The organism is Brevundimonas abyssalis TAR-001 (assembly GCF_000466985.1).
Classification (GTDB): Bacteria; Pseudomonadota; Alphaproteobacteria; order Caulobacterales; family Caulobacteraceae; genus Brevundimonas; species Brevundimonas abyssalis.
The window spans coordinates 1-14,506 of sequence record NZ_BATC01000021.1 but is presented as its reverse complement, the minus strand read 5'-3'; the positions used below and the strand labels follow the sequence as shown (position 1 = coordinate 14,506).

General features: G+C 71.1%; 11 protein-coding genes. 2 read left to right on the top strand and 9 right to left on the bottom strand.

Annotated elements, in window-relative coordinates; translation table 11 throughout:
• Nucleotides 1-27 precede the first annotated feature (27 nt).
• Complete coding sequence (locus MBEBAB_RS07265) at nucleotides 28-1,356, bottom strand: carboxylesterase/lipase family protein (protein ID WP_306302006.1); 1,329 nt, start codon at nucleotides 1,354-1,356, stop codon at nucleotides 28-30.
• 67 nt (nucleotides 1,357-1,423) lie between these two features.
• On the opposite strand from MBEBAB_RS07265, the gene MBEBAB_RS07260 reads away from it, so the two are divergent.
• Both MBEBAB_RS07260 and MBEBAB_RS07255 read left to right on the top strand, forming a co-directional pair.
• Nucleotides 1,424-2,503, top strand: a complete 1,080-nt coding sequence (locus MBEBAB_RS07260; RefSeq protein ID WP_021697304.1) for an oxidoreductase — start codon at nucleotides 1,424-1,426, stop codon at nucleotides 2,501-2,503.
• A gap of 5 nt (nucleotides 2,504-2,508) precedes the next feature.
• A complete protein-coding gene (locus tag MBEBAB_RS07255) occupies nucleotides 2,509-2,991 on the top strand; it encodes a GNAT family N-acetyltransferase (RefSeq protein WP_021697303.1) in 483 nt (160 codons plus the stop codon).
• Here the strand turns inward: MBEBAB_RS07255 and MBEBAB_RS07250 are convergent.
• The 8 genes from MBEBAB_RS07250 to MBEBAB_RS07215 form a co-directional block, all read right to left on the bottom strand.
• Nucleotides 2,982-3,776 (bottom strand): LOG family protein, encoded by a 795-nt coding sequence (locus MBEBAB_RS07250; protein ID WP_021697302.1) that lies wholly within the window; start codon nucleotides 3,774-3,776, stop codon nucleotides 2,982-2,984. The genes MBEBAB_RS07255 and MBEBAB_RS07250 overlap by 10 nt on opposite strands.
• Nucleotides 3,777-3,807: 31 nt before the next feature.
• The gene (locus MBEBAB_RS07245) at nucleotides 3,808-6,123 is read right to left on the bottom strand and encodes a caspase family protein (protein ID WP_021697301.1); all 2,316 of its coding nucleotides are present in this window, start codon (nucleotides 6,121-6,123) and stop codon (nucleotides 3,808-3,810) included.
• Nucleotides 6,124-6,127: 4 nt separating this feature from the next.
• Entirely contained in the window at nucleotides 6,128-7,861 is a 1,734-nt protein-coding gene (locus MBEBAB_RS07240; RefSeq protein ID WP_081703451.1) for a CHAT domain-containing protein, read from the bottom strand.
• A gap of 11 nt (nucleotides 7,862-7,872) precedes the next feature.
• The gene (locus tag MBEBAB_RS07235; protein WP_021697299.1) at nucleotides 7,873-8,664 is read right to left on the bottom strand and encodes a hypothetical protein; all 792 of its coding nucleotides are present in this window, start codon (nucleotides 8,662-8,664) and stop codon (nucleotides 7,873-7,875) included.
• 91 nt (nucleotides 8,665-8,755) lie between these two features.
• Entirely contained in the window at nucleotides 8,756-9,505 is a 750-nt protein-coding gene (locus tag MBEBAB_RS07230) for a DUF1223 domain-containing protein (RefSeq protein ID WP_148291466.1), read from the bottom strand.
• Between the two features lie 204 nt (nucleotides 9,506-9,709).
• Nucleotides 9,710-11,929, bottom strand: coding sequence for a prolyl oligopeptidase family serine peptidase (locus MBEBAB_RS07225; protein ID WP_021697297.1), 2,220 nt, complete (start codon nucleotides 11,927-11,929; stop codon nucleotides 9,710-9,712).
• 44 nt (nucleotides 11,930-11,973) lie between these two features.
• A complete protein-coding gene (locus MBEBAB_RS07220) occupies nucleotides 11,974-14,145 on the bottom strand; it encodes a prolyl oligopeptidase family serine peptidase (RefSeq protein ID WP_021697296.1) in 2,172 nt (723 codons plus the stop codon).
• A gap of 82 nt (nucleotides 14,146-14,227) precedes the next feature.
• Nucleotides 14,228-14,506, bottom strand: a 279-nt coding sequence (locus MBEBAB_RS07215) for a potassium channel family protein (protein ID WP_045319012.1), incomplete at its 5' end; no start/stop codon positions are given.

The following is a 14,506-nucleotide window of genomic DNA, read 5'->3' as shown; positions in this document are numbered from 1 at the left end:
GCCCGTTCACCCGGGATTCCGGGATCGTCACATTGTCGAACGCCAGGCGATGTCGGCGGTGTGGAACGCCCCCGCGCGGCCGTTGGGCAGGGTCCCCGGATAATCCAGCTGATAGACCCAGGCCGGACTGCCCTGTTTCGCGCGCTCCTCGGCCTCGATGACGGCGGCGCGCCAGGACCGGCCCGCCGTGGTGGCGCCGATCAGCACCTGATCCGGGGTCCAGTCCGGCTTCATGCGGCGATAGCCTTCGATCACCATCTCCGGGGCGATGTCGATGCGCATGACGTCGGGTGTCAGCCGCGCCGGCAGGGTCTCCCACGTCAGGCCCGCATTGGCGGGGTCATTGCCCATGAAGGCCAGGGTCTCCTCGCGCGTGTTGCCGATGATCATGGGGATGTGCGCCGACCGGGCCGGGGCGTCCGGGTAGAACGGGTGGCGCGTCAGGCTGCGTCCATCCAGCAGCGGCGCGAAATTGATCCCGCCATAACCCTGCACCGGATCGCGCGCGGCCGAAGCCGCAAGCATCTGGTCCACCGGCAGGGTCTTGAGCGCATGAGCCGTCGCGGGCGTCAGGCCGGCGGCCTCGATCATGGCCAGGCCCCGGGCGGTTCCGTTCATGGGGCCGCATGCTGTCACCTGCTGGCCGCTCATGGTGGCCACGGCGTGGAACAGGCCGTCGGCGGCGGGCATGGCCATCAGGGTGGCGATCTTGGCCCCGCCGCCCGACTGGCCGAACAGCATGACCCGCGCCGGATCGCCGCCGAAGGCGGCGATGTTGTCGCGCACCCACTGCAGCGCCAGCACCAGATCCAGCTGGCCCAGATTGCCCGAGTCCTCGAACCCCTCGCCCGCCACCCGGGCGAAGGCGCCGTAGCCCAAGATGTTCAGCCTGTGGTTCACCGTCACGACAACAACGTCGCCGCGCCGCGCCAGCCGGGTTCCGTCATACAGCGGGTGGGATCCCGATCCGGTCGAATAGCCGCCGCCGTGGATGTAGAGCATCACCGGCCGCCGGGCGCCGTCGGTGGCCGGGGTCCAGACGTTCAGGAACAGGCAGTCCTCCGACTGGTTCGGCTCGTCGCCCCGCTGGGGACAGGCCGCGCCATAGTCGAACGCCTCCGCGGGGCGGGTCCACGGCCGGGGCGCCCGGGGCGGCAGGAAGCGCCGGTAACCGGTGTCATCACCGTAACGCAAACCCTTGAACACCGAGATGTCGCTGTCCCTCCGGCCGATCACGGGGCCGTTGGTGGTGCGCACGGCGGGCAGGGCGCCCTGGGCGTGAACGCCGGAGGGAAAGGCCGCCATTGCGGCGGCGGCGACACCTGCTCCGGTCAGGCTGCGTCGGGTCAGGGTCATGGGCGTTCCTCGGTCACTTTACGGGCGGCTCTGGCGTCGGCCGCGCTTCGGTCCCACTGTTCGCCCCATGGCCGCATCCGTCAACGCCTCCGCGATCAATGTCGCCCTCGTGGGCTACGGCTACGCCGGCCGGGTCTTCCACGCGCCCCTGATCCGGGCCACCCCGGGCCTGGCCCTGCACACGGTGGTCTCCAGCCGCCCGGAAGATGTCCACGCCGAGCTGCCGGATGTGCGCGTGGTCGGCGATGTGGAGGCGATGCTGGCCGACCCCGCCATCGGCCTGATGGTCATCGCCACGCCCAACGCCCTGCACGCCCCCCTGGCCCGCCGCGCGATCGAGGCCGGCCTCGCGGTGGTGGTGGACAAGCCCTTCACCGTGACCGTCGCCGAGGCCCGCGCCCTGCAGACCCTGAGCGAGGACAAGGGCGGCTTCCTCACCGTGTTCCACAACCGCGCCTGGGACGCGGACTTCCTGACGATCCAGCAGTTGATCCGCGACCGGCGTCTGGGGCGCATCACCCGCTTCGAAAGTCACTTCAGCCGCTTCCGCCCGCAGGTGCGCGACCGCTGGCGCGAGCGGCCGGGGCCGGGCGCGGGAATCTGGTACGATCTGGGCCCGCATCTGGCGGATCAGGCCCTGCGCGTCATGGGCCGCCCGGTGGCCCTGAGCGCCGACATCGCCACGGTGCGCTCCGGCGGCGGCGCCGACGACTGGTTCCATGTGGTGATGCGGTTCGCCGACGACAGCCGCGCCATCCTGCACGCTGACATGATGTCCACCACCAACCTGCGCTTCGTGGTGGAGAGCGAGACCGGCGGCTTCGTCAAACATGGCCTCGACCCGCAGGAGGACGCGCTCAAGGCCGGCGCGCTTCCCGGCGGGCCCGGCTGGGGGGTCGACCCCCGCCCTGGCGTCCTGACCACCGTCGACGCCGACGGCCGCCGCACCGAAGAGATTGTCCAGGGCCCGCCCGGCGACTATCTGGCGCTGTATCGCGACGTGCGCGATGTCTGGTCCGATTTCTCGCCCTCTATTCCTGACCACCAGCGTCCCGTCCCCCTGAACCGGGCCGTGGAGGTGATGGAGCTGATCGAGGCGGGTCTGGTCAGCGCACGGGAGCGCCGCGAGGTGGTTCTGGAGGAGTAAGCCTCATGTCCGACGCCGTCGTCTCCGAGGTCGTCATCGTCCCGTTCGAGCCCCGTCATACGGCGGCCTGGACGGCGCTGAACGAAGCCTGGATCAGCCGCCTGTTCGTGGTGGAGCCCAAGGACCGGCTGGTGCTGGACGATCCCCAGGGCCAGATTCTGGACAGAGGCGGCCACATCCTCATGGCCGAGATCGACGGGCGGCCCGTGGGCTGCTGCGCCCTGATCGCCATGGCCGACGACGGCTATGAACTGGCCAAGATGGCGGTGGACGAGACCCTGCGCGGGCACGGCATCGGCAAGCGCCTGATGACCGCCGCCATCGCCCTGGCCCGCGAGCTCAAGGCGCCGCGTCTGTACATCGAGACCAACTCGTCCCTGACCAACGCCATCGGTCTGTACGCGGCCCACGGCTTCCGCCACATGGAGGCCCAGCCCACCGCCTACGCCCGCTGCAACGTGTGGATGGAGCTGACGCTTCAGGGCTGAGCGATGTCCTCGTGGGGGCGTAGTCCACCCTCCAGCAGCGCCGCCCAGACCCCCTCGGCGTCGTCGGCGTAGCGGAACAGCTCCAGATCCTTGGGCGAAATGGTGCCGTGCTCGATCAGGGTCTCGAAGCCGATCACCGCGCGCCAGTAGGCCTCGTCGAACAGGACGATGGGGATGGGCGGGGCCTTGCCGGTCTGGCGCAGGGTCAGAAGCTCGAACAGCTCGTCAAGCGTCCCGAACCCGCCGGGAAACACCACCAGCGCATTGGCCCGCATGGCCAGGTGCATCTTCCGCATGGCGAAATAGTGGAAGCGGAAGGTCAGGTCCGGCGTGGTCCAGCGGTTGGGCTCCTGCTCGTGGGGCAGGGTGATGTTGAAGCCGATGGACGGGGCGCCGGCTTCGATGGCCCCGCGATTGGCCGCCTCCATGATTCCGGGTCCGCCGCCGGTGGCGATGACGTTGTCGCGGATCCCGCCGTTCTGGCACAGGGCGCCGCCACGTTCCGAGGCGATGCGGCCGAACAGGCGCGCCTGGTCGTACCAGTGGCCGTGGCGGCCGCCGCCGTTCTCGCCGAACCGGGCGCTGCCGAACACCACGATGGTGGAGCGCACGCCCCAGGCGCGCAGATGCTCCTCGGCCTTGGCGTACTCCAGCTGGAACCGCACCCCGCGCATGGAGTCCCCCAGCATGAAGTCCTGGTCCAGGGCCGCCAGCCGGTAGGCGGGGGCGTCCATCTGCTCGGTGTTGGGACGGTCGGGGGCGGCGGGAGCGTCGTGATCGGTCATGGCGAGAGCCTAGCAGCCGCCGGTCGCGAAGCTAGTCTCCGCTCTCCACGCGCCAGGAGAAGCGGCGCACGGCGACCTCGCCCGGCGTAGCGGGGACCGAGGCCGAGCGGGTCGCGCCGAAGCGGGCTTCCTCGAACAGGGCCAGCAGGGGCGTGGAGACATCGCCCGAGCGGGTGGTCTCCGTGGGCCCCAGGGCGACGGTGTCGCCCACCCCAGGCTGAGCCAGACGGGCGAAGCCGGCCGGGGCGCCGCCGCGCGGATCCGCCAGCACAGCGATGACGGCCATCTCCTCGCGCGGAATGCGGACCGGCTGGGCGGGGTCCAGCTGGACCGCCGTCATGCGGGCGCGGCCGGGTTCGAAGCGCACGGCGGGTCGCCCGTCCATCCACGGCAAGGCCCAGATGGTTCCGTCCGGCGACAGGGACAGGGGCGTGACGTCCAGGCTGGTCTGGCCGGTGTTGACGATGCGGGCGAAGATGACGTCGCAGGGGCGCAGCACCGGCGGCTGGGCCTGATCCAGGCCCAGGGCGCTGAACGGCGCCGCGTCGGCCGGGGGGCGGTCCGTCAGGCCCCGGTGGCCGGGATGATAGGGCGGGCAACGTCCCGGGCGGGTGTCTGTGGGCCGCCACAGATAGAGCTCGGCGGTCAGGCCGGCGACGGCGCCCGTGGCGGACTCGTCCAGCGCCGCCAGCAGGGTCCGCACCCGCCAGGCCCGCGCGGCCCGCAGCACCGCGTCCGCGATGGCCTGCCGTCGCCAGGCCCGTCCCTCCGCCATGCGAAGCCGGTAGAAGCTGGACATGTCGAGCTCGCCCATGACCGCGTCGGCGGCGTGCGGGTCGGGGCTTTCGGACAGGATGATGACCCGGTCCTGCTCATGCAGATAGAGCTGCGCCTCCTGATCGGTGGCCACCGCCTCGACGCCGATATCCCCGGCGACGTCGGCCAGTATGGCGTCGAGCGGATGGCGCTGCGGATGGGAGGGCACGGCCGCCACGCGATAGGTCAGGGGCGCGCCGCGCTCCACCATGCGGACGGACCAGAGCCGCTCATCGGTGTAGGGGCGGCCTTCCGGTGTTCTGATGTCCGCCCAGTCGCCCGCCGAAGCCTCGGGACCATCGGCGGGGGTCAGGCGGGCGCGGGCGGGCTCCACCTCCGACACCCGGCCGTACAGCACCACGCGCTCCCGTCCGGCGCGGGTCTCGGACAGGGCCACCAGGCTGTTCTCGGTCAGGCCGTGCAGGGCGCCCGCGTTCAGGCGAAGGCCGCCCATGCCGGCGCGGCCGTCGATGACGCGCAGGGCCGGCTTGCCCACGGTCCAGGGCGGGGTCTCGGCCGCGCCGCGCCCCAGGATGGGTCGATCCAGATCGCCCTCGAACTGGGCCGGGGCGTCCAGCCGCACGGCCCGGTCGCGCACGTCATGCTCGATCAGGCTGGCCTGCACCCGCGCGGCCACGTCGGCCCAGGTGGCGGCGGTGGGGTCCGACAGGGCGGCGGCCATGTAGACGCTGAGCAGGCCGTGGGGCGCGCGGGCGGACAGGTCGGCCCAGATGGGCGCCAGGCCCTGCATGGCCCGGTCGCCCGCGGGGGCGGCGAAGAAGGCCGCATAGGACCCGATGCGGCGGCCGCCGTCCGAAGGGCGTGCTTCCACATCCATGCGGGGGTCCGGCCGTCCGGCGCGCGTGAAGTCCGCCCGCCCCCGGGTGGCGTCGCCGGCGTGGCAGAAGTCCCCCACGAAGACCACGTCCACGCCCAGGCCGCGCAGCCGGTCGATGTAGCGGCCGATCTCGTTGTCGATCAGCACGCCGGCGAGGGGGTCCAGCCGCGCGCGGTCGTAGGTCTCGCCGATGATCCCGTAGCCTTGCGGCAGGAAGACCTCGTCCAGGCCGCTGAGCTCCGAGCCGCGAATGGCTTCGCGCTGACGCCAGCCGTGACCGGCCAGATGGATCACCGCCTGATCACCGGGCCGGGCCTGATCGATCAGGCGGTCCAGGGCCGCGCGGATGGCGGACAGGGTCGGGGCGGCGGTGATCGGCACGGGGTGGCGCGATTGATGGCGGGCGTCCTCCGGCCGGGTGGTCAGGACGGCGATGTCGGCCGGGTCGGCGCCGCGCTCGATCAGCACGTCGGCCATCAGCAGGGCGTCGTTGCGCGGGCCCGACAGGTCGCCCAGCCCCAGCGGATCGTCGCCATAGTCCGAGACCCCGACCAGCACCGCCAGGATGCGGGGCGGAGACGGCTCCGGCGTCTCCGCCGCGGCCGACAGTCCCTGCGCCGCGCCGAGGACCAGCAGGATCAGGACCAGCCGACGCCCGAAACGCCAGGAGAGGTGTCCGTTGCGCCCGCCCATGCGATCAGCCCGGCTCGCCCACCAGGGTGAAGGGCGCCCAGTAGGCCGGGTGCGCCCAGCGGGGGTTGTCGCGCACCGCCCGCATGCCTTCGCGCAGGGCCCGGGCCCGCTCGCCGATGTCGGCGTCGTCCAGGGCGGCGAAGGTGCGGGTCATCAGCTCGGTGGTGGCGGCGTCCGACACCTCCCAGTGGGACACCACCAGCGACCGCGCCCCGGCGTAGAAGAAGGCGCGTGCCAGGCCCGACAGGCCCTCGCCTCCAGGCTGGCCGTCGGAGGCGGCGGTGTTGCAGGCGGACAGCACCACGAAGTCGGCGCTGAGGCGCAGTTCGGCCGCTTCCGAGGCGCTGAGATAGCCGTCGTCCTCGGCGGTGCCGATGGACGGCGGAGTCAGCACCAGCCCCGGCTCGGCCTGATCGGACCCGGCCAGCAGGCCGTGGGTGGAGAACACCACGAAGCGGGCGCGCGACAGGGCCTCGCGGTCCGTCTGGCGCACGGCGGTCTCGGTGGCCGCCTCGCCCATGCGCACCAGGCTGCGGGGATAGCGGGACTGCAGCGCCTCCAGCTCGGCGCGCGAGCCGGGCAGGGCCGGCAGGGCGCGCAGGCGCTCAACGTCGGCCAGCGGGCCGTCGCCCATCAGATCGCCCGCGGGCGGCGCGCCTCGCGCGGCGCCGACGGCGTGACCCGCCAGAACAGGGGCGCCGAAGGCGACCAGCTCGATGCGCTCTCCCGCCGCCGCCTGAGGGGCGGGACCGGCGGGGGCGGGGGGGCAGCCGGGACTGCGCAGGGCGGGATCGGACACCAGGTGACAGCGCAGGGCCGTCAGGCTGGATACGGACGGCAGGGCCGCCAGGGCGTAGCGATCGATCAGCCAGGGCGTGGCGGCCAGCGCCGCGGCGGAATCATCGGCCCCGTCCGGCGCCTCGGTGGGCAGCAGCGCCAGCGGCAGGGCGGACAGGTCGCCGGAGGTCACGGTGATCAGGGTCGATCGTCCCCGGAACACGTCCTCGACCGGCGCGATCAGCTCGCTGTAGATGCGGTGGGCTTCGGCCCGGTCGAAGGCGGTGTCGGTCTGATCCTGCAGCAGGGACGGGTCGATATAGGGCTGGCCCCGCGCCGCCGCGGTGGTCAGGGAGGCGCGCAGCCGCGCCACGGCCGCGGCCATCTCCTCCTGGCCCAGGGATTCCGAACGGGCCCATTCGACCCGGTCGCGCGTCAGGGCCCAGACATAGGCCGCTTCGGGGTTCACCAGCACGAGCAGGAGCCCTTCGTCCTCGCGCAGAAGGCCCTGGGTCTCCTCGACGGTCAGGGCCTGGGGGCTGGTCAGTTCCGAATAGGCCGGGAACCGGGTCTCGATCTCGGCGTCCACGGTGCGCAGGCGGTCCAGGGTCTGGTCGTACTCGGCCCGGGCCGTTTCACGCCGCTGACGGGACGCCTCGTCATCGAGGGCGTAGAGCCGCTCGATCTCGTGCTCCAGCCGGTCGCGGCGGGTGATCAGGGCTTCGCGCCCCTCCGCCAGCCGGCCGATGGCGTCGTCGCCCTGGGCGAAGCGGGCGGACACCTTGGCCAGGGCGTCGGCGGCGTCCGAGGCGATGGCCCACTGGGCCGCCTCGAAGGCTTCGGCGCGCAGGCTCTCATAGGTGTCATCGACCCGCGCCGATCCCCCCGTCGCCGCGCCGAGCACCAGCACGGCGGCCAATCCCGCCGCCCTCGCCAGGCTCCCGATCCGTGATCCGGCCATTGCGCCCCCCGTCAATTGCTCAGGATGCGGACACGGGTCCACACCGCGCCGCGGTTGATGATCTCGACCCTCAGTCGCGTGTCCGCCGACGGCGTCAGGGTGCAGACCGGAAAGTGGTCGTAGGCCCCGTCCTCGCACAGCACGCGGCCGTCAGGGGCCCGCACGATCATGTCGATGTCGGTGTCGCCGTCGCCGATGGCGGCCACGCGCAGCACCTCGCCGCCCGTCACGTCCGCCTCGAACCAGTAGGTCTGGCGGGCCTGGACGTCGCGACGGGTCAGGACGGGCCCCTGGCCGAACGGCGAGTTCGTCACCCCCCGGGCGGCGGCGGCGCGCACCGCCTCGATGTCCTCAAGGGTCTGACCGTCTCCGCGCGCCAGGGTTTCGGCCTCATCCAGCAGTCCGGCCACGGTGAACGGTTCGGCCCCGGGGTCATCCTGCATTCCGGCGCGCGCCTCGGGGATGCGGTCCGGCTCGGGATGGCGGAAAGGGATTTCGGCCAGCATCCGTGCGGCCAGGGTCAGGGCCTGGGCGTCGCCCGTCTTGCGGCCCCAGGCGGCCACGCGCGCCGCCGTCACCGCCTGATGCACCGCCGCCGCCTCCGCCACGTCGGACGAAGGATCCACGGCCCGGGGCTGGGAATCGTCCGCCTGGGCTCCGCCCACGGTCAACGCCAGCCCCAGTCCCAGAGCCGCCCCGGCGACCAGCCCACGCCGCCGCAATCTGGATGTCCTCAACGCCACGCCCACGGATCCCCCGATCTCCCCACCGTTCGCCGAACGGAACTCGATCAGAAATTTCACTTGAGGTCGACTCCGGTCCAGCGGACAGAGCGCCACGCCCCTGTTCTGGGCCGGGCGGCCCGCACGGGACACTGATCGAATATGACGGAAACTAGCGGGTCGCGGCCGCCAGGATGCGGCCGTCGTCCATGGCCTGGACCAGCACGGCCATGTGCAGACCGTCTTCGGACGGTTCGGGCAAACTCAGCAGGATCGGCCGTCCGCGCCATTCGCCCAGGCGGGTGACCTCGCGAACCACATTGGCGTGCCGGACCTCGATGCCCCGGTTCTCGCCCTCGCCCACCTGCACGATCTGGGGGCCGGACCGATAGCGGACCAGCCAGACCTCGGCCCCGCCCTCGGGTGCGCGGCCTGAGCCGACGCCCACCCGGTCTCCGGTTTCGCGGAACTCCACCTCGGGCATGAAGATCAGGCGCTCGGCTTCCTCCTCCACCACGCTCTCGATCTCTGCGCCGCGCGCGCCGGAGAACTGGCGGCTGCCGTCGATGATCACCTGGGGCGTGTAGACGTCCCGCAGCCGAAGCCGGTCCTGATAGGCCCGCTGGCGTTCGGCGAAGGCGGGCTGGGCGAAGGTGTCGGGCCAGCCCAGATAGTCCCAGTAGTCCACCGCATAGGTCAGGGCGATCACGCCGGGCCGTTCGGCCAGCCCTTCCAGCAGGGCGTTGGCCTCTGGACAGCCGGAGCAACCCTGGGCGGTGAACAGCTCCACCACCACGGGCTCGACGGGCGTCGAGACACGCGACCCCGATCCTGCGGAGGCCGTTTGCGCGCTGGACGACGCCGCGCCGCTCATGACGACTGCGGCCGCCCCGGCTGTTATCAGACCCCAGATGCCCTTCATGGCGCGCACCCTAGTCCAGGCGTTCGAAAACGGGACTCAACTTGGCGTGAACCGGTTCCCGAGCGCGTGATCCCTGGACGAAATCGGTTCGGTTGGACGCAGTCCAGCCGGGCTCAGATTTCGGTCCAGCATAATGCGAGAGCCTGATTCACGGCATCGGTGGGATCGCGAAGCGATTCCACCTCAACCGATCAGGCTCTAGCCTCAGTCGTCCATCAGCTGCTGGGCGAAATAGACATAGTGCCGGGCCCAGCGCCGCGCGTTGGCGGCCGGATCGGCGTCATAGCTGTGCCCGCCCGAGGTGTCCTCGAAATACAGATGATCGTGGCCCTGGGCCTCAAGACGCGCGGCGAATTTGCGCGCGTGACCGGGGTGCACCCGGTCATCCAGGGTGTTGGTGGTGATGTAGACCACCGGATAGTCCACCTCGGGGCGCAGCTGCTGATAGGCGGAGTATTCCGCGATCCAGGCGGCTTCCTCGGGGATGCGCGGGTCGCCGTACTCGCCGATCCACGAGGCCCCCGCGGGCATCTCGTGATAGCGCAGCATGTCGATCAGGGGGCTTTCGATCACCGCCGCGTCGAACAGGTCCGGGTTCTGGGTCACGGCCACCGAGGTCAGCACCCCGCCGTTGGAGCGGCCGTAGATGCCCAGATGGTCGGGCGAGGTGACGCCCCGGTCGATCAGGTCCCGGGCCACCGCCGCGAAATCGTCGAAGGACCGCTGGCGATTGTCGTTCAGGGCCGCCTGGTGCCAGCCGGGTCCGAACTCGCCGCCGCCGCGGATATTGGCCACCACATAGCTGCCGCCCTGCTCCAGCCACAGCTTGCCCAGCTGGCCCGCATAGCCGGGCAGCATGGGGATGTTGAAGCCGCCGTAGCCGAACAGGATGGTGGGCGCCGAGCCGTCATTGGCCTGATCGCGCGGGCGGACCAGGAAGTAGGGAATCTCGGTCCCGTCGGTGGAGGCGACCGAGTGCTGCTCCACCACATGGGTCGCGGCGTTGAAACGGGCCGGGCTCTCGCGCAGGACCTCGGAGCGGGCGCTCGCCACATCGGCCTGGGACAGGGTCGAGGGAGTCAGGAAGCCCTGGACGTAATAGAACATGTCCTCGTGGCCCCGGCTGGCGTCCACCAGGCTGACGGAGACGTTTTCGGGCGTGGGCAGGGCGGTCTGGGTCCAGCTGCCGCCGCGGGGGGCGAAGCGGATCAGTCCGCCGGAGACATTGTCCAGCACGCTGGCCACCACGTGGCCGTTGGTGATGGCCACGCCGTTGACCGACTGGCGGGCGGTCGGCGCGAAGATCACCGGCGAGGCCGACAGCGCCGGGGCCGTCTCAGCGCGCAGGGCCGCCAGCGGGACGGCCGCCAGATCGCCGGTCTCGATGGCGTGGCCGCCGAAGGTCCAGTCTTCCTCGGCGGTCAGGATCAGCCGGTCGCCCATGGTCCCGTGGATGTCCACCTTGGGCGGCAGGTTCAGGCGCACGGCCTGGCCGTCCACCACCTGCCAGCGCTCGGCGTTGAAGGTGTCCAGCGGGCGGGTGATGATCACCGCCTCCACCTGGCCGTCGGGGCCGCGATAGACCGAGGGGCTGACGCCATAGCCGCCGTCGCCCTGTTCGCCGCGATAGATCTCCGTCGCCTGCGCCAGCGACTGGCCCCGCGACAGAGCCCGCACGATGTAGGGATAGCCGCTCTCGGTGAGGGTGCCCTCGCCGAAGTCGGTGGCCACCAGCAGGGTGTCGGCGTCCAGCCAGGTCACCCGGTGCTTGCCCTCGGGCAGGCGGAAGCCACCCTCCACGAATTGGCCGGTCTGCGTATCGAACTCGCGCACCTCGACCGCGTCCTGGCCGCCGTTGGACAGGTTCACCAGGCAGTAGCGCTCGTCCGGCGCCAGGCACCCGGCGCCCTTCCAGACCCAGTCACGCCCCTCGGCGCGGGCCAGGGCGTCGATGTCCAGAATGGTCTCCCATTCGGTGTTGCCCGAAGCGTAGGACTCCCGCGTCGTGCGTCGCCAGATGCCCTTGGGATGCTGGTCGTCCTGCCAGAAATTGACCAGACCGTCGCCCTGGAACCGGGGCGTGGGGATGCGGTCCTGGGCCGACAGGATGGCGTAGGCCTCGCGCCGGAAGGGCTCGTAGCGCGGATCGCCTTCCAGCCGCGACAGGGCGCGCGTGTTGGACTGCTCCACGAAGGCCAGCGCTCGCTCGCCCTGAACCTCCTCCAGCCAGATGAACTCGTCGGCGGCGGCCACCGAAGCGGGGGACAGGTCGGCGGGCAGATGCGGGGGTGGGGCGGCGAGGGCGGCGTCGGCTGCAGCCCTTGTCGCGTCCTGGATGATGCGCGCCGCCTCTGCGGGGCTTTCGGTGGCGCAGGCGCCCAGCATCAGCGCCGAGGCGGCGGCGGACAGGATCAGTCGGTTCATGGACGTTACGCTCCGTTTTATTCTGTTTTTGCCGAACGCCCGGGTCAGTCCATCAGCCGGCGCGTCAGATAGGTGTATTCCAGCGCCAGCCGGCGGGCCGTCTCGCGCAGATTGGCGCCGGCTGCGTGGCCGCCGTCGGTGTTCTCGTAGAACAGCACCTCATGGCCCAGCGCTTCAAGCTGCGCCGCCGCCTTTCGGGCGTGGCCGGGGTGGACACGGTCGTCCTTGGTGGAGGTGTGGATGAACACTTCCGGATAGTCCGCATCGGCCGACAGGGCCTGATAGGGCGAATAGGCGGCGATCCATTCGCGCTGTTCGGCGATGTCCGGATTGCCGTACTCGCCCATCCAGGAGGCCCCGGCCAGCAGGGTGTGGTAGCGCAGCATGTCGAACAGGGGCACCTGGATGATGGCCGCATTGATCAGGTCGGGCCGCTGGGTCAGCAGGGCGCCCATGAACAGCCCGCCCTGCGACCCGCCCATGACGCCGAGGCGGCGGGGGCTGGTGACGCCGCGCGCGATCAGGTCCTCGGCCACGGCCTGGAAGTCCTCGTGGGCGCGCTGTCGGTTCGCCCCTTGCGCCGCCTGGTGCCAGCCGGGGCCGAACTCGCCGCCGCCCCGGGTGTTGGCCACCACATAGACGCCGCCGCGCTCCAGCCACAGCTTGCCCACCGTGGCCGAATAGCTGGGCAGCAGCGAGACCTGGAAGCCGCCGTAGCCGTAGAGCAGCGTCGGGTTCGATCCGTCCGTGGCGATGCCGTCGCGGCTGACCACGAAATAGGGGACCATGGTCCCGTCGGCGGAGCGGGCCTGATGCTGCTCCACATGCATGCCCTCGGCGTCGAACTTGGGCGGCAGGCTCTTGACCGTCTCGAGCGCGCCCGAGGCGGTGTCGGCCAGCCACAGGGTGTCGGGCGTCAGATAGCCCCTGACGCTGACGAACAGCAGGTCGTCCTCGCTGCTGGCCGAGCTCAGGCTCACCGAGGCGTTTTCGGGCAGGTTCAGGCGCTCGCGGACCCAGCCGCTTTCCGCGCGGTGGTAGGCGTAGGCCGCGCCGCGCACGTTCTCGTACAGGGCGACCACCAGCCGGTTGCGGGTCAGGGTCACGTCCTCGACGGATTCCCGCTCGCCCGGCCGCAGGACCAGCTCGCCGACCGAGCCCTGCGGATCGGCCTTCAGCGCCTCCAGGTCGAAGGCGATCAGGTCGCCGGCCTCGAAGGCGGTCCCCGCCCCGTCGATCCAGTCCTGGTCGGTGGTGACGATCATCCGGCCGTCCAGCAGGCCCTGGATCGAGCGGCGGGCGGGCAGGTTGATGCGCACCGCCCCGGCGTCGGTCAGGAAATAGCTTTCGGTCTCGAAGAAGGTGACCGCCCGGTCCACCATCTCGGCGTGCACCACGCCGTCCGCGTCGCGCAGGGTGTAACCGGCCACCAGCACGTCTTCGGGCTCGCCCCGGAACACCTCCGGCGCCGCGTCGATGGACTGGCCGCGGGTCAGGCGACGCACGGTCATGGCGTAGCCGGAATCGGTCAGGGTGCCGTCGCCGAAATCGCGATAGACCAGCAGGGTGTTCTCATCGACCCATCCGGCGGCGCCCTTGGATTCGGGCAGGTCGAAGCCGTTCTCGATGAACTGGCCGGTCTCGCGGTCGAACTCGCGCATGACCACGGCGTCCTTGCCGCCGTCCGACAGACTGACCAGGCACAGGCGTTCGTCGGGGGCCAGGCACTCGGCGCCCTTCCAGACCCAGTTGGCGTTCTCGGCCGAGGCCAGGGCGTCGACGTCGAGGATGGTCCGCCACTCGGGCGTGTCGGTGCGGTAGCTGTCCAGGGTCGCCCGGCGCCAGACGCCGCGCACATGGTTCGCGTCCTGCCAGAAATTGTCGACGGTGCGCTGCCCGCCCGCCGAGTGCCGGAAGGCGGGGAAGGGAATGCGGTCCCGCGCCTGCACCAGATCAAGCGCCGTGGAATGGAGGTCGTCATAGCGCGGGTCGCCGGTCAGCACGCCCAGCGAATGCGCATTGCGCGCCTCGACCCAGGCCATGGCCCGCTCGCCCTCGATGTCCTCCAGCCACAGCCAGGGATCGGACGCCGCGGCCTGTTCGGTCAGGGTGGGGACGTCGGTGGGTTCAGATGTCTGGGCCATGGGATGGGTCGCTGAAAGGCTGAGAACGAGCGCGGCGAGGACGGGACCTCGATAGGCCAGACGACGGAACATGCGGCGTTTTCCTCGAATGTGGCGGTGAGCGGCCGCGACCCTATGGGCGGGCCGGGGCGTGGAAAGTTACAGGCCTGTAATGTCAGCGGCCCTCGTCGGGGATGCAGATGGTCTCGCCGCAGGCCTTGCAGTGCACCGCGTCGGGGTCATGCCGCTGAAGCCCGCAGGTGGGGCAGGGGAAGTACACCTTGTGCGGCACGTTCAGGGACTGGATCAGGCGGAAGAACAGCCCGACCCCGCCCAGCATCACCGCGATGGACAGCAGCCGCCCCCACGTGCCGGGCAGGATGATGTCGCCATAGCCGGTGGTGGTCAGGCTGGTGATGGTGAAATACAGCGCATCCACATAGCCCGAGATGCC

Bases quoted from the DNA above. Each gene is read 5' to 3' on its own strand.
- MBEBAB_RS07265 (WP_306302006.1), bottom strand. From the start codon at position 1,356: ATGACCCTGACCCGACGCAGCCTGACCGGAGCAGGTGTCGCCGCCGCC.
- MBEBAB_RS07260 (WP_021697304.1), top strand. From the start codon at position 1,424: ATGGCCGCATCCGTCAACGCCTCCGCGATCAATGTCGCCCTCGTGGGC.
- MBEBAB_RS07255 (WP_021697303.1), top strand. From the start codon at position 2,509: ATGTCCGACGCCGTCGTCTCCGAGGTCGTCATCGTCCCGTTCGAGCCC.
- MBEBAB_RS07250 (WP_021697302.1), bottom strand. From the start codon at position 3,776: ATGACCGATCACGACGCTCCCGCCGCCCCCGACCGTCCCAACACCGAG.
- MBEBAB_RS07245 (WP_021697301.1), bottom strand. From the start codon at position 6,123: ATGGGCGGGCGCAACGGACACCTCTCCTGGCGTTTCGGGCGTCGGCTG.
- MBEBAB_RS07240 (WP_081703451.1), bottom strand. From the start codon at position 7,861: ATGGCCGGATCACGGATCGGGAGCCTGGCGAGGGCGGCGGGATTGGCC.
- MBEBAB_RS07230 (WP_148291466.1), bottom strand. From the start codon at position 9,505: ATGAAGGGCATCTGGGGTCTGATAACAGCCGGGGCGGCCGCAGTCGTC.
- MBEBAB_RS07225 (WP_021697297.1), bottom strand. From the start codon at position 11,929: ATGAACCGACTGATCCTGTCCGCCGCCGCCTCGGCGCTGATGCTGGGC.
- MBEBAB_RS07220 (WP_021697296.1), bottom strand. From the start codon at position 14,145: ATGTTCCGTCGTCTGGCCTATCGAGGTCCCGTCCTCGCCGCGCTCGTT.